The following is a 13,596-nucleotide window of genomic DNA, read 5'->3' as shown; positions in this document are numbered from 1 at the left end:
TATCTCCTTTTATTAATTTGGTCTTTTCCCACCACCTAATCCTGGCCCTGGTCCTGGTTCTTCGTTATCATCTTGTGATGTATTTTTTGGAATTTCACTTATTATTTTATCTGTCAATACTACTTTATCTCCTGCTTTAATATTAGCCGAATTTACTATTACTTTATCTCCTATTTCTAATCCTTCTATTACTGATATTTTTTTAGTTTTCTCTATTATTTTAATATTTTTTCTTTGGGCTTCTCCATTATTATATACTAATACATAATTATTCTTACCATCTTTTTTTATTGCAAAAGATGATACTACTTTTGCATTTTCTATTTTACTGGTAACTATTTCTAATTCTACACTATATCCTGGTCTAAATCCAGCTGTTTTTGAGTCATATGTTACTTCTATTTCTACATATACATCTTCATAACCATTTCCTGATACTGTAGTAGCTACTGATGATATTTTACTTACTTTTCCTAATGTTTTTTTATCATTAAATGTTATTATTACATCTTGTCCTACTTTTACATTGTCTATGTCTTCTGCTGATACCTCTGCTGTTATTATTTGTGAATTAATATCCGCTATTTTCATAAGATATGTATCTGTACTAGCCATAAAATTTTCAGTTGCGTTATTTTCTGTTATAGTTCCATCTACAGGACTAGCTATATATTTTACAGTTTTCTCAAGATCTTCTTCAAGTGTTGCTATATCTAGCTCTAATCGTTGTATAGCATAGTTTGCTTCCTTTATTGTATTTTTTCTTACAGTTTCCGCTTTCTTATAATCATATTGTAATTTTATTAATTTTTTATTAGATAATTCATATTCATCATTTTTTTGAATTAATTCTTTTTTATAGCTATTAATTTCATTTTCTTTTTGCTTAATTGATTCACTTAAACTATTTACTGTATTTTTACTATTATTTAATTCTGTTATAGTTACTCCTTCTATTTCAAAAAGTTCTTTATTTACTTCGTATTCTTTTTTAGCATCTTCTAACTCTTTATTTAAATTTTCAAGAGATAGTTTAGCTAAAATAAGATTATTTTTTATATTCTCTATATCTTTTTTAATATTTTCCATTTCTAATTTTTGGCTTTCTATATCAATATTACTTGTTTCAAATTTATTATTTTCAATAATTAAATTTTGTTCTTTTATTTGAATTTTTTTGCTTTCAATTTCTCTAATCAAATCATTTCTTTCCTCTTCATCAAATGTAATAAGTATATCTCCAGCTTTTACTGTATCATCTTCTTCAAAATTAACTTTTTCTACTCTCAAAGCTTTATTTATAAATATTTCTTCTTCATTTTTCAATTCCACTTTTCCATCTGCTGTTATAGAATTCTTAAATTCTGTTTCTCTTACAGGTATTACTATTACTTTATTATCTTTTACTTCTTTTTCATTTTTCTTATTCCCATTCAACAAAAAATAATATCCTGAAATCCCCAATACTATTATTAATAATCCTATTATACTTTTTTTCATTTTCCCCTCCTAATTTATTGTATCTAAATAGTTTTGATATTCTGTATAAAGAGTTGTTTTTAATTCTACTAGTTTAAGTTGTGATAATAATAAATCATTTTCACTATTTAAATAATCTTCTAATGTTAATTGATTATTTTCATATTTTATTTTATTCAATTTAAATATTTCTGTTTTTAATTCTATTTCTTTCTCTTTTGAAATAATTGATTTATTTATTCTTTTTATATTTAAATATGATGTTTTTAATGTCAGTTGCAAATCATCTATCTCTTTTTCTTTTTCAATATTTATTTTTTCTATATCCTTCTTGGCTATATATATATTGTTTTTTGTTTCATTAAAATCAAATAAAGTTCCACTTATACTAACTCCTATATTAACCTCTGCATTTTTTACAGAATCTGTTATATTATTTCCATTTCCACCGTAACTTAAATCAAGATTAACCTCTGGTAAATAGGCTGCTTTATCTATTTTAAGATTGCTTTCTGCTATTTTTAATTCTATTTCTTTTGTTTTTACTTCATTTGTATTTATTATTTTATTTAAATCATTTTCATAATCAATATTATTTATCTCTACATCAAAATCTGTTACATCAAAATCATTTTCAATATTTAATAAATTTTTTATATTTTGAATAGATATTTCATATTGATTTGATATATCTATAAGTTCACTTTCTTTACTTAAAATATTGGCTTCTATTTGAAGAAGATCCATTTTAGTTGCTTTTTTATTTTCATATTTTAATTTTATTTTTTTATATTCGTTCTTTAATTCTTCTATACTGTTTTCATAATAATCTATTTTCTTCTTATAATTTAGAGCTTCTATATATTTATCAATTACATTCGTTGAAATTTGAGAAATAATATTATTTTCTGTTATTTCTCCTTTTCTCACATTATATTTAGCTATATTTATTTTCTCTGTTATTTTTCCTCCAGTAAAAATAGGTTGTGAATACAATATCGATGTTGAATACGATGTTTTGGATATATCTGTTGATGCATTTACATTATATTTTATATCACCATACTTATTATTTTCTGTTATTTCTAAATCTTTTTCGAGATTTTTATTGTCAACTTTTAATGATCTAATGCTTAAATTATTTTTAATAGCTATCTCTAATGATTTATTTAATGTTAGTTCTGTTGCATAGGATAAACTACTAATTATAAAAATTAACATAATAACTTTTTTCATTTGTTTCTCCTTTCATTTATTAAATTATACTGTCCATATAGATAATATAATTTATTTGTGAAGAAAATGTGAAAAACATATTTTTTTGTGTTTTTCTTTAATTTATGCTAAAATTTCCTATATTTAAAACAAAAATGGAGTGATAATTTTGAATAAAAATAATTTTATTTTTGAATCAAAAAGATGTATTGTAAGAAATTTTATTGAAAAAGATATCGATGAATTTATAAAATATAGAAATAATCTTGAATGGATGAAATATCAAGATTATAAAGGTCTTACAAAAGAACAATATATAAAAGATTTACTCCCAAAAAAACATTTAAAATTTGGAGTTCAATTAGCAATAATTAACAAGGAAACTAATACTCTCATTGGAGATATTTTTTTATTACAAGAAAAAAAATCATTTTGGTTAGGGTATACAATTAATCCCAATTATCAAAAAAAAGGCTATATTTCAGAAGTTGTTATTTCTTGTATTGATTGGATATTTTCTAAAGGTAATTATAGAATAATGGCTAATGTACATAAAGATAACACACCTTCAATAAATTTATTAGAAAAACTTAATTTTAAAAAAATAAAAGAAAAAACTGAGGAATATATTTATCAATATAAAAAAGATTAGTTTTATATTACTTGAACAAAATTATAAAATAAGTTATAATTACACGGAAACCATAAAATTATGTGAGGTTATTATGAAAAGTTATTACAAAAATTTTTTTAACAATTTAGACTTAGGAGAAAAAACTATGAGTGGAGCAGTATGTTTAGATGGTGTTGTTGGTGTTGGGAAAAGTACTTTAGGAGAATTATTATCAGAAGAATTTGGAATAAAATTTTTTAGAGAACCTGTTATTAATAATCCTTTTTTAGATAAATTTTATCATGATAAAAAAAGATATTCTTTTCCTTTACAAGTATTTTTTTTAAATAAACGATTTTCTATGATTAAAGAAGCTTCAAAGCTTGATGATTGTATAATGGATAGAAGTATATATGGCGATGTTATTTTTTCTAGAATGCTTATGGAAGATGGAGAAATGAGTATAGAAAATTTTGCTGTTTATGAGGAACTTTTATCAAACATGCTTAGATATATAGAAAAACCAAAACTTATGATATATATGAAAACTAGTGTAGATAATGCAATAAAAAAAATAAAAGAACGTGGTAGAGATTATGAACTTATTGTAGATAGAAGCTATTGGGAAAGTTTAAATAAACATTATGAAGAATATTTTAATAGCTATAATTTATCTGATTTAATAATTTTAGATATGGATAAACTTGATCCTAGAGACAATTTAAAAGATAGAGAATATATTTTTAATCTTATTAGAGAAAAATTAAATAAATAATACACAAACCCTCTTGCTTGCCAAGAGGGTTTATTATAGGTGAGCTTATGAATAATTTAAAAATTAATAATTTGAAATTTAATAAAATTATAAACTTAATTATAGAAAATAATGGAATTCCTTTTCTTACTGGTGGATATATTCGAGATTATTTTTTAGAAATTAAAGAAAAAGATTATGATATTGAAGTCTATAACATCACATTTAATGACCTTTATTCTCTCTTAAAATCATTATATCCAAAAACAAAAATTGTTGGAAAAAAATATCCTATTATTTTATTAGATAATATAGAAATATCTACAAATAATAATATTTATAATTCTATTAATAGAAGAGATTTTTCAATTAATAGTATTTATTACAATCTTAAAACAAATAAATTTATTGATTTTTCCAATGGCCTTATAGATTTAAAAAACAAAATAATCAAATTAAATAATTTAGATAATATAAAAAAAGACCCTATTCGAATTTTTAGAGCTGTTTATTTATATTCAAAATACAATTTTCATATTGACTCTAAAACCGCTAAAACTATAAAAAACTCTGTTCAATTAATAAAAACAGAAAAAAAAGAAAGAATATTTAATGAATTTGAAAAAATTTTTAATAATGTAGATAATATTTCAAAAGCTATAAAATATTTAAATGATTTAAAAATTTTTAATGTTTTATTTTCTGATTTTAATTTTAAAAATAATATTTTATTTTCTTTAAATAGACTAAAAAAGAAAAACACCTCAATAATTTTAGCTATTTTATTTTTTTATACAGATAAAAAAATACTAAAAAACAATTTAAAAAAAATTACTAATAATAAAACTCTTTTTAATAATATTTACTCTTTAACTTTTTATTACTCACATTTTAATTCTTTATATAATAATTTTGACTTAACAAAACTAAAAAGAATTGTTATTTCTACTAATTTTGACAATCTTTTAACTCTATATTCTGCTATTAATAATATTAATTCAAATAATATAAAAATAAAAAAAATACTAAATAATTATAATATGAAAAAATCTGATTTATCTCCTATTATTCAAGGAAAAGATTTATTAAAATATTATCCTAATCTTAATCAAAAATATTATGGAAAAATATTAAAAATACTTTATAATATGCAACTTAATAATCTTTTTAATACACATTTGAAAGGCTTAGAATTATGTTATAAATTAATAAACAATCGATATATTTTTATAAACAAAATATAATAATAATTTTTAATACTAGATATTTTAATAAATATAATGTTATACTAGTAAAAAATATATAATCATAATAATTTTTTTAGCTATTTTTTAAAAAATTTAAAATAAATATACTACAAAATATGGAGGTAAGTAAATGATTTATGGAATTTTGTTATCTATTTTTTTAGGAATTTTAGCAACAATTTTTTCTTTTTTTATTCCAGGAATAGGAAGTGTAGCTATTGCTATTTTTTTAGGAATTTTAGTAAGAAATTTATTTTTAAAAAATCAATCTTTTATAAAAGGAGTAAATTTAACTGAAAAAAAACTTTTACCAATTGCTATAATGCTTTTAGGAACTGAATTAAATTTTACTATCTTAATGAAATTAGGATTAAAATCTCTTATTTTTATAACTTTAATGATAACTATTACTATTTTAACAGGAGCATTTATAAGTAGATTCTTTGGCTTTAATAAAAAGTTTGGGTTACTTTTAGGTACTGGAAATGCAGTTTGTGGTTCATCAGCAATAGCAGCTACTGCACCTATTTTAGAAGCAGATGATGAAAGTATTGGTTTATCTATTGCTGCAGTAAATTTAATGGGAACATTTGGAATATTTTTTATGCCTATTATCGGTTCAATCGTCGGTTTTAGTGATTTACAAAAAGGTACATTAATTGGAGGTACATTACAAGCTGTTGGTCAAGTTGTAGCTTCTGGATTTTCTGTAAATAATAATGTTGGAGCCATAGCAACAGCAATTAAAATGGGAAGAGTACTAAGTTTAGGAATTGTTATAATTATATTAGACTTAATAATGTCAAAAGAAAAAATTAAGCTAGAAAATAAAAATTCTAAATTTAATATCATAAAAATTCCATATTTTATTATAGGATTTTTTGTTTTAAGTATAATTTCATCAATAAATATATTCCCTATATATATCATAAATTTTATTAATAGAATTGGAAAATGGTTATTAGTATTTTCTATGGCTGCAGTTGGATTAAAAATAAATTTTTCTGCATTAATAGAAAAAGGAAAGAAATTAATTTTATTAGAATTATTAATAGAAATAGTTCAAATTTTTTCAGCTATTTTATTGATTAAAATAATATTTTAAACTTTTTCTTGATATTTTTTATTAAACCAATTATAATATTACTATAAAATAGTTTTATACTCAAAATTATTAGGAGGTTAATATGTCTTTTACAAAAATAGATGAAAATAGTATAGAAAGACCCGAAGGAAAAAATTGCATTTTAGCATATGGGTATTCTCAAGAAGAAAATTCAATTATAAATGAATTTTCAAAAAAAATAGGAATAGAACATTTTATTCATATCCCTACTGAAAAAACACATCATACTTTAGAAGAATTAGTAATAAATAATCTAGATAATTCTACTTCAATATCTAAAATCAATGAAAAAGCTATTGTCTTTAACGCTGTTTCAGATAAAGAATTAAATGAATTTATTTCAAAATTTAAATTATTAAATTTACAAAGACCTCTTTTTGCAGTAGTTACACCTACTTCTAAATCATGGAAATTTATTGATTTAATTACAGAATTAATGAAAGAAAGAGAAGAATTTAAAAAATTACACACACAAAACAAATAATAAAAAAGCTCTATTTTTTCAAATAAAAAATAGAGCTTTTTTATTTAATAATACTTGTTTTATATAAAATTTAATGATATAGTATAATTATTATTTATATCAATTTTATTATATATTAAGGTGGATTTTATGAAAAAAATAATAACTCCAAATGAAAAATTAAAATTAATTAGAAAAAAATATGGATTAAAACAATCTGAAATAACAGGTAATATAATAAAAAGAAATACTATTAGCATGATAGAAACTGGAAAAAATAATTTAACCGAAAAGACGGCTAAAATAATTGTTGATAAAATAAATGATATTTTAAAAAAAAGAGGTCTTAAAGATAAAATATCTTTAGATTATTTATTAGAATCGGTTGAAAGTCAAGTAAAAAATATTATCAAAGAATATAATTTATTACTAGAAAAATCTGATTATTCTGAAAATGTTATTATAGAAATTGATAATTTTCTTATTGATAAATACGATTCAATAGAAAAAATAAATCTTTACAACAAAATAGCTAACTATTATTTTAATCAACAAAAATTTTTTAAAGCTATTTTATATTACTCAAAATCATTAGATTTCATTATAAATAATAGTGACGATAAAATACTTTATCAATATATTTTCAATTTTCTTTTATCACTTTATAATCTTAGACATTATGAAGAATTTTTAACTATTTTTTCTTTAATTGAACCAAAAATTCAGACTTTAGATTATACAAATATGTTTTTATTATTAAATATAAGAAGAAGTGTCTATATTCAAAAAAAAATGTATAAAAAATGCATAAATGATATTGAAAAATATAATTTCTTAACTCAATATAATAATATATTTTCTCTTATTTCAAAAAATTTTCTTGCTGAATCTCATTATTATTTAAAAAATTATTCTTTAGCTTCAGAATTTTATTCTGAATTAATAGAATCTAAATATCCTAATCTAAATATTTTAGGAAGAATAGGACTATGTTTTATTAATTATGAGCTAAATTATTTAAATAATAAAGATGAATGTATAAATTATATAAAAGAAAATATTAATAACTTAAATAACAACTATTTAACAAAACAAGAGGTTTATTGTGAAGTAATAAAATTATTTTCAAAACTCAATAATTATTCTGAAGTAGATTTTTTTTATAAAAATTTAATTAAAAATAATTTTATATTTAATAATAATGTATTAGAGATCACAGAATTATTTTTAAAAGATTCTATTTCTCAAAATGATTTTGAAAATATATTATTTATTGAAAAAATAGTTTTAGATTTTATACATAAAGAATATATATCTAAATCAAGTACATTAATTTATCAGTTAATTAAATATTATGAAAAAAACAATTATATTGACAATTTGTTAAAACTAATAAAAAATTTATAATAAAAAAAGGAAAACTGTTTTTTTTTAGTATAAAAAGTAATAAAACTATATTATTTTTTAGAAAAAATACTCTATTATTTAGTAGAAAAGGAGATATTATGATATGAAAAAAAATACTATTAAAGAAATTGCTTTTTTTAATATTTTAAAAACGCTTATTCCTCCTACATCAAAATTTACAAATTATAAATTAAATTATACTGATTTAGCTGATAAAATCAATATGGATAAACAAATAATTCGTTCAGCTATATTAAATCTCGCAAATGACCATTTTATTGATATTTTAAATGATACAAATGACGAAATTGATATTAATTTTAATAGAACTTATGAAAAGCTTTTAGAAGTTTTTTCAATTGAAGATATTGATCATTTGCTTGAAAAAATGCAAGAATTTTTACAACTTCATCCAAATTATTTTAATATTTTTGAAGCCGATGATTCTATAACACTTTATGCTAAACAAGTAAAAGAACGGATTGGAAAATATGGAATAGATGCAAATATTAATGATATTATTGAAAATGGAGTTAAATATTATTTTTCAAAAAAAGAAAATTTAATTACTATTAAGAAAAGTATATTTAATATTTGTGAAAAAGCTGAGAGCGAAGATGATTTTGAAGCACTTGAAGCTATTCTCTTTTGTCAATTAAACTTTCCAATTGAGCAAAACCCTTTTTATGTAACTTTATTTTTATCAAAAATATATATACAAATGGGAAAAATCTAGTATAAAACTAGATTTTTTCCTTTATACAGCCTTGATTATATGCTTTTAATAAATCTAATAAGTCCTCAATTTTTCTTTCTAATTCTTTTCCTATATCTGTATCTTTTACTTTTTGTCTTTCTTGTCTTTCTATAATTTCATTTGCTAAAACCACATCATCTCCTTCTTCTAATACTTTTTTTACAGATATAAAAGGCTTATGTGATATTATACGAAGTCCATAAGAATTATATACTAAAGTATACCCTGCAATTCCTGTTTTTGATTGATATGCTTGAGAAAAACCACCATCAATAACAAATAATTTCCCTTTTGCTTTTATTGGACTTTCTCCTCTTTTTTCTAATACTGGTGTATGTCCATTTACTATATGAGCAGTTTCCGGATTCATTTCAAAATCAATTAAAATCTTTTTACAAGTCTCTTCTTTTTCTCTTAACTTATAATAAGGGTTTTTAACTTCTATTATTGTTTCTTTATCATTTATAAAATAATTAAGAAAAGTTGTCATTTTTTGTTTTCCAAAAAGCGGTGAACATTTTCCTCGCCATAAATACCACATATAGTCTCTATAATCTTCTTTTTCGTTTTTAAAATTATAGGATTTTCTTACAATGTGATCAAAGAAATCTAATAATTTTTTTCCTTTATACTCTTTATCTTTAAATTTAAAAGACTTCAATTCTCCATTTTCATCTAGAGGTATACATCCATGAAAAAGCAAATTGTTATTATATTTCAAATATATAGAACCTTTATTTATTAGAAATTTTAAATGCTTTTGTAGTTTTTCATTTGATAAAAAACTGTCCACAAAATAAGAGATTATTTCTTCTTCTCTATCTGTTAGTTTTTCAGGAGCAATTTTATCTATTGTTGGAAAGTACTTATCTACTAATTTATAATCTTTCCCAGCTATATTTATTGTATATTTATCAAAATTAATTCTCGATAAATATAGTTCATTTTCCATTTGAAGTTCTTTTCTATTTTTTATTATTTCTTCTTCTAATTTAAATTGAATTATTGCAATAGCCTTATGCATTTTCGAAATTAATTTTTTCTCTTCCTCTTTAAGTTCATCTTTTAATAGTATTGGATTAAATATATTATTTTTTTCTTCTTTGTACACTTCTTGGACAAAATTTGCAAGAGGTCTCATATTAAATCCATACCCCTCTTCTAATAAACTTAAATTACCATATCTCAATGATATTCTTATTGCTGTAGCTATAAGTGCTCTATTTCCCATAGCTGCCCCCATCCATAAAATATCATGATTTCCCCATTGTATATCACAATTGTGATGCTCTAATAGCAAATCTAAAATTTTATGTGGATATGCTCCCCTATCAAATATATCTCCTACTATATGTAGTTTATCTACAATCAATCTTTGGATAAGGTTTGCTATTGTAATAATAAAATTTTCGCCCTGTCCTATATTAATAATTGTTTCTATTATTTCATTATAATAATCTTTTTTATTAAGATCTTCTTCTTTCAAATGTAAAAGTTCTTCAATTATATATCTAAAATTTTCAGGAAGTGCTTTTCTTACTTTTGATCTACTATATTTTGATGATACTACTTTACATACTCTTATCAATCTATATAGTATAACTTTATACCAATCTTTTGTTAATATTTCTTTTTTCTTTAAAATTTTTAATTTTTTTTCTGGATAATATATTATTCCTTGTAATTCTATTTTTTCTTTTTCCATAAGTTCAGATATAAATATCTCATCTATTTTAAATTTTAATACTCCAGATGCACTTTTTAACGCATGTCTAAACGCTTTATATTCACCATGTAAATCTGTTAAAAAATGTTCTGTTCCTTTTGGCAAATTTAGTATGGCTCTTAAATTAATAATTTCAGAACTAACTTTTTCAATATTTTCATACTGTGTTGATAATAATTTTAAATATTCAATATCACTTTTCATTATAATACCCCTTCTTTCTCAAATATTACCTTTCTTTTTATAAGCCTGTATTATATATATTTTTTATAAATTATATGTTTTGTAAATTTTTATCAAACATTTCTTACTAATAAATATACTCTATGATTTAAAAAAATTCAAAATTTCATTTTATATATTTAATATATTCTTTATATTAAAACTATATATTTGATTAAAATTAAAAAAATTGTATAATAAACATAAATAGAAATATAAAATAAAAATAGGGGGGATTAAATTGGCAGAATTTAATTTTAAAGAAAAATCTGTTAGTGAATTATACGGAGAAAATTGTTTTAGTGACTCAGTTCTTAGAAAAAGAGTTCCAAAATCAATTTACAAAGAATTTAAAGAAGTACAAAATGGAGAAAAAACTCTTGATCTTGCTGTGGCAGAAGTTATAGCAAACGCAATGAAGGATTGGGCTTTAGAAAAAGGAGCCACTCATTATACTCACTGGTTTCAACCATTAACTGGTTCAACTGCTGAAAAACATGATTCTTTTATTTCGCCTACTTTTGATGGTCAAGTAATTATGGAATTTTCTGGAAAAGAATTAGTACAAGGAGAACCAGATGCTTCATCATTTCCAAATGGTGGACTAAGAGCTACATTTGAAGCTAGAGGATATACTGCATGGGATACTACTTCACCTGCATTTTTAAAAGAAGATGAAAAAGGAACTACTTTATATATACCAACTGCTTTTGTTTCATATACTGGTGAAGCATTAGATAAAAAAGTTCCATTACTTAGATCAATGGATGCTGTTGGAAAAGCTGCTCTTAGAGTATTAAAAGCTTTAGGAAATACTACTTCAAAAAAAGTTGTTCCTACTGTTGGACCAGAACAAGAATATTTTTTAGTTGATAGAGATTTCTTCTTTAAAAGACCTGATTTAATGTTGTCAGGAAGAACAGTTTTAGGAGCTATGCCTTCAAAAGGTCAAGAATTAAGTGACCATTATTTTGGAAGAATTAAAGAAAGAGTTGCTGCTTTTATGAGAGAACTTGATTATGAATTATGGAAACTTGGAGTAGCATCTAAAACAAAACATAATGAAGTTGCTCCAAATCAATTTGAAGTTGCTTTAGTATTTAGTACTGTAAACCAAGCAACAGATCAAAATCAAATAACAATGGAAACAATAGAAAAAGTAGCTTTAAGACACGGATTAGTTGCTTTATTACATGAAAAACCATTTGCTGGAGTTAATGGTTCTGGTAAACATAATAACTGGTCATTAGCTACAGATGATGGAATAAACTTATTAGAACCTGGTAAAAATCCTCATGAAAATGCTCAATTTTTAGTATTCTTAACTGCTATTATTGAAGCTGTGAATAAATATCAAGGGTTACTAAGAATGAGTGCTGCTAGTGCTGGAAATGATCATAGATTAGGAGGGCATGAAGCTCCACCTGCTATAATCTCTATGTTCTTAGGAGACCAATTAGCAGAAATTTTAGAAAACTTAGTAAAAGGACAAACTAACGAAGCAAAAGAAGGTCAATTATTAGAAATAGGAGTAGATGCGCTACCTAAATTACCTAAAGATTTAACAGATAGAAACAGAACTTCTCCTTTTGCATTTACTGGAAATAAATTTGAATTTAGAATGGTTGGTTCAAATCAATCATTGGCAGGACCAAATGTTATATTAAATACAGCAGTTGCTGAAGTATTAAATAAATTTGCTGATAAATTAGAAAAAGCTGATGATAAAATTTCAGCGATCCAAAAATTAGTTATAGATTCTTATAAAGAAAATAATAGAATTGTCTTTAATGGTGATGGATATAGCGAAGAATGGAAAGTTGAAGCTGAAAAAAGAGGATTATTGAACCTTAAAGATACAGTTTCAGCATTAGAAATAGGAGTTACTGATTTAGCTTATGAATTATTTGAAAGTCAAAAAGTACTATCAAAAGATGAATTAGATTCAAGATTTGATATTTACTGTGAAACATATGCTAAAAATCTTAATATAGAAGCTACAGTAATGTTAGATATGGTTAAATCTTATATCTTCCCTGCTTGTAATGATTATGCTTTAAAATTAGCTGAAACTATTAATCAAGTAAAAGAAGCTATGCCTGAAAGCGAAATACTTACATTACCTCAAAAAAGAATTTTGAAATCAATACTTGAAAATTGTAAAGTATTAAAACAAAAAGAAATAGAATTAGAAAAACTTCTTGAAGAAGTTCCTTCTATAGAATCTAATCATGAATTAGCTAAATTCTATAGAGATAAAGTAAAAGCAAAAATGGCTGAAATTAGAGAAGCTTCTGATGCTTTAGAAAAATTAGTTGATAGAAAAACTTGGCCATTCCCAACTTACGAAGATTTATTATTTAAATTATAATATTTTGGACTCGCTTATTGCGAGTCCTTTTTATATCACTTCTTCATAAAACTTTGTATAATCTTTTCTTTCTTCTTTTACAAAATTTATTGCTGCTCTTGGGTGTTCATTTAATTGTCCTGTTAGCATATACGCTGTGTTATATCCCCATTTTAACTTTTCCTTCATTTCTGCTTCTTCTTCTTCTATAAATCTTAATAATGGCTCTATTTTATA

The 13,596-nt window shown here is 22.6% G+C and carries 12 protein-coding genes; 8 read left to right on the top strand and 4 right to left on the bottom strand.

The features are described from left to right. Positions 1-12: 12 nt before the first annotated feature. Both EV215_RS10010 and EV215_RS10005 read right to left on the bottom strand, forming a co-directional pair. Positions 13-1,500, bottom strand: a complete 1,488-nt coding sequence (locus EV215_RS10010; protein ID WP_134113874.1) for an HlyD family secretion protein — start codon at positions 1,498-1,500, stop codon at positions 13-15. Between the two features lie 9 nt (positions 1,501-1,509). Then, a complete protein-coding gene (locus EV215_RS10005) occupies positions 1,510-2,715 on the bottom strand; it encodes a TolC family protein (protein ID WP_134113873.1) in 1,206 nt (401 codons plus the stop codon). 148 nt (positions 2,716-2,863) lie between these two features. On the opposite strand from EV215_RS10005, the gene EV215_RS10000 reads away from it, so the two are divergent. The 7 genes from EV215_RS10000 to EV215_RS09970 all read left to right on the top strand — a co-directional run bounded on the left by EV215_RS10000 (position 2,864) and on the right by EV215_RS09970 (position 9,040). Next, positions 2,864-3,346, top strand: coding sequence for a GNAT family N-acetyltransferase (locus tag EV215_RS10000; RefSeq protein ID WP_208320375.1), 483 nt, complete (start codon positions 2,864-2,866; stop codon positions 3,344-3,346). A gap of 73 nt (positions 3,347-3,419) precedes the next feature. Next, entirely contained in the window at positions 3,420-4,082 is a 663-nt protein-coding gene (locus EV215_RS09995; RefSeq protein ID WP_134113872.1) for a deoxynucleoside kinase, read from the top strand. 47 nt (positions 4,083-4,129) lie between these two features. Further along, the gene (locus EV215_RS09990) at positions 4,130-5,305 is read left to right on the top strand and encodes a tRNA nucleotidyltransferase/poly(A) polymerase-related protein (protein WP_134113871.1); all 1,176 of its coding nucleotides are present in this window, start codon (positions 4,130-4,132) and stop codon (positions 5,303-5,305) included. A gap of 133 nt (positions 5,306-5,438) precedes the next feature. Further along, positions 5,439-6,413 (top strand): YeiH family protein, encoded by a 975-nt coding sequence (locus EV215_RS09985; RefSeq protein ID WP_134113870.1) that lies wholly within the window; start codon positions 5,439-5,441, stop codon positions 6,411-6,413. Between the two features lie 82 nt (positions 6,414-6,495). After that, complete coding sequence (locus EV215_RS09980; protein WP_134113869.1) at positions 6,496-6,918, top strand: DUF3783 domain-containing protein; 423 nt, start codon at positions 6,496-6,498, stop codon at positions 6,916-6,918. 129 nt (positions 6,919-7,047) lie between these two features. Next, on the top strand, positions 7,048-8,304 hold the full coding sequence (locus EV215_RS09975; RefSeq protein WP_134113868.1) for a helix-turn-helix domain-containing protein: 1,257 nt from the start codon (positions 7,048-7,050) through the stop codon (positions 8,302-8,304). A 103-nt stretch (positions 8,305-8,407) separates the two neighbouring features. Next, entirely contained in the window at positions 8,408-9,040 is a 633-nt protein-coding gene (locus EV215_RS09970) for a hypothetical protein (RefSeq protein WP_134113867.1), read from the top strand. Positions 9,041-9,047: 7 nt separating this feature from the next. Here EV215_RS09970 and EV215_RS09965 read toward each other — a convergent pair whose 3' ends face one another. Beyond that, entirely contained in the window at positions 9,048-10,991 is a 1,944-nt protein-coding gene (locus tag EV215_RS09965; RefSeq protein ID WP_134113866.1) for a fructose-1,6-bisphosphatase, read from the bottom strand. A gap of 259 nt (positions 10,992-11,250) precedes the next feature. Here EV215_RS09965 and EV215_RS09960 point away from each other — a divergent pair, with 259 nt between their 5' ends. After that, positions 11,251-13,380, top strand: coding sequence for a glutamine synthetase III family protein (locus tag EV215_RS09960; RefSeq protein WP_134113865.1), 2,130 nt, complete (start codon positions 11,251-11,253; stop codon positions 13,378-13,380). A 30-nt stretch (positions 13,381-13,410) separates the two neighbouring features. Here the strand turns inward: EV215_RS09960 and EV215_RS10530 are convergent. After that, the coding region (locus EV215_RS10530; RefSeq protein WP_208320374.1) for a hypothetical protein at positions 13,411-13,596 on the bottom strand (186 nt) is incomplete at its 5' end.

The sequence above is a fragment of the Hypnocyclicus thermotrophus genome (assembly GCF_004365575.1).
GTDB lineage: Bacteria > Fusobacteriota > Fusobacteriia > Fusobacteriales > Fusobacteriaceae > Hypnocyclicus > Hypnocyclicus thermotrophus.
Note: the sequence above shows the minus strand (reverse complement) of the source record. Positions and strands in the feature narration are given on the sequence as shown.

What these genes read in the sequence shown, in the direction of transcription:
- EV215_RS09980 (WP_134113869.1), top strand. Translation starts at nt 6,496, where the DNA reads ATGTCTTTTACAAAAATAGATGAAAATAGTATAGAAAGACCCGAAGGA.
- EV215_RS09975 (WP_134113868.1), top strand. Translation starts at nt 7,048, where the DNA reads ATGAAAAAAATAATAACTCCAAATGAAAAATTAAAATTAATTAGAAAA.
- EV215_RS09990 (WP_134113871.1), top strand. Translation starts at nt 4,130, where the DNA reads ATGAATAATTTAAAAATTAATAATTTGAAATTTAATAAAATTATAAAC.
- EV215_RS10005 (WP_134113873.1), bottom strand. Translation starts at nt 2,715, where the DNA reads ATGAAAAAAGTTATTATGTTAATTTTTATAATTAGTAGTTTATCCTAT.
- EV215_RS09985 (WP_134113870.1), top strand. Translation starts at nt 5,439, where the DNA reads ATGATTTATGGAATTTTGTTATCTATTTTTTTAGGAATTTTAGCAACA.
- EV215_RS10010 (WP_134113874.1), bottom strand. Translation starts at nt 1,500, where the DNA reads ATGAAAAAAAGTATAATAGGATTATTAATAATAGTATTGGGGATTTCA.
- EV215_RS09995 (WP_134113872.1), top strand. Translation starts at nt 3,420, where the DNA reads ATGAAAAGTTATTACAAAAATTTTTTTAACAATTTAGACTTAGGAGAA.
- EV215_RS09970 (WP_134113867.1), top strand. Translation starts at nt 8,408, where the DNA reads ATGAAAAAAAATACTATTAAAGAAATTGCTTTTTTTAATATTTTAAAA.
- EV215_RS09965 (WP_134113866.1), bottom strand. Translation starts at nt 10,991, where the DNA reads ATGAAAAGTGATATTGAATATTTAAAATTATTATCAACACAGTATGAA.